At 70.7% G+C, this 1,497-nt stretch carries 1 protein-coding gene; it reads right to left on the reverse strand.

Annotated elements, in window-relative coordinates:
• Window positions 1-200 precede the first annotated feature (200 nt).
• Entirely contained in the window at window positions 201-1,301 is a 1,101-nt protein-coding gene (locus IY392_RS17960; protein ID WP_107755545.1) for a peptidoglycan recognition family protein, read from the reverse strand.
• Between the last annotated feature and the right edge of the window lie 196 nt (window positions 1,302-1,497).

Genomic DNA, 1,497 nt, shown 5'->3' on the forward strand with positions numbered 1-1,497 from the left:
GTCGTGGGGCGGGCGGGTCAGGCCGCCGCGCCCGCGCCTGTCGTGGGGCGTCCGCGTGTGGCTGCCGAGGAGGCCACCGTCGTCGCCCCGGGATGCCCCGACGGCCTCGTGGAACGAGAAGAGCGTTCCGAACACATCCCGCGAGTGGGGAGGTTCGGAACGCTCTTCTCGATGGGTGAAGCGAGTCGGTCAGACCGAACTCAGGACCCGAAGGCCGCCGAGGATACGGCGCTCGGGACCCAGTTGCGTGCGGCGACGTCGCGGATGAACTGCATCTGCGGGTAGAACGAATTGCCCGGGCAGGCGGTGCCGCCCCAGTCGCGGTGGCCCGAGACGGCCGGCATGTTGCGCGTGGCCCCGCCCTGCGGGTTGCGGTAGGTGATCCCGCCCCGCGGATTGATGCCGGTGGCCGAGCACAGCGCACGAACGCAGTCGATGGTCGCGCCCACGGCAGCGGCGGTCGGCGGCGCCCCGGTGAAGTCACCCAGGAGGCAGACGCCGATGTTGCCGTTGTTGACGCCACCGGTGTGGCCCGCGGTGACCACCGGGGGAGCGATACCGGCGACAGGGGGCACCTGGAAGACAGGGGTCCCGCCCACGGTTCCGCCGCGGCCCTGGTAGATCCGGCCCTCCGGGTCGATGAGCAGGTGGTATCCCACGTCGCCCCAGCCCAGGGTGTTGGCGTGGTAGTTGTAGATCGCGCGGACGCTGGCCGCGCGGTCCGGCCCGACGGGCGAGGCCGTGTGGTGGATCGTGATCGCCTGCGCCGGGAAGAACTGCGGCGCCCAACGGTTCCCCGAGACGTCACCGGCGCCCCAGGCCGCCCGCGGGATGATCGGCAGTCCGAGCGTGCCGACGCTGCCCAGGCTGTAGTTGCGCGGTGCGCCACGTCCGTCGTCGAATGCAGTGGCACGGGCGCCCGCGGGTGCGTCCACCTCGTAGCCCACGGACCCCTCCGGCGCCGCGATGAGATCGGAGGCGGGCGTGCTGCCGCTGTCCGGGGCGGAATCCATCGCCTCGAGCGGGAGCCAGTCGCCCACGGAGCCGTCGGGGAAGGCGAAGCGGATGCGCCCCGCGATCTCCTCGGCGCTCGGGAACGTCACCCCGACGTAGCCGAGCGGGCCGTTCGGCTGGATCATTCCACTGCCGGTGGGGACCGACTGGAGCAGATCCTGCGCCATGCCGAGGGAACCGGTGTCGAACGGATTGGCCCCGGCGAGGGGGCCACGAACGGAGGAGGCGACAGCGACGCCGACGCCGACTGACGCTGCGGCGAGGAACCCACGGCGTGAAACGGGCATAAGGGGGCACTCCAGACTCGAACTGCAGAAAAGTGACGCCTGGCATATCGGCGCGATCACCGGAGACATTACGCGCTCGGCGTAACCAAATCGAGATAAACGTTACCGCAGTGATACATGTGGCCACTGTGATTCAAGAGGCGAATTCTGGGCGCTCCGGGCGACACAAGGCGGGCCCTCGCGCACGGCCCGCCCC

Source organism: Dietzia sp. SYD-A1, from assembly GCF_015356725.1.
In the GTDB taxonomy this organism is placed as follows: Bacteria; Actinomycetota; Actinomycetes; order Mycobacteriales; family Mycobacteriaceae; genus Dietzia.

What these genes read in the sequence shown, in the direction of transcription:
- IY392_RS17960 (WP_107755545.1), bottom strand. Translation starts at nt 1,301, where the DNA reads ATGCCCGTTTCACGCCGTGGGTTCCTCGCCGCAGCGTCAGTCGGCGTC.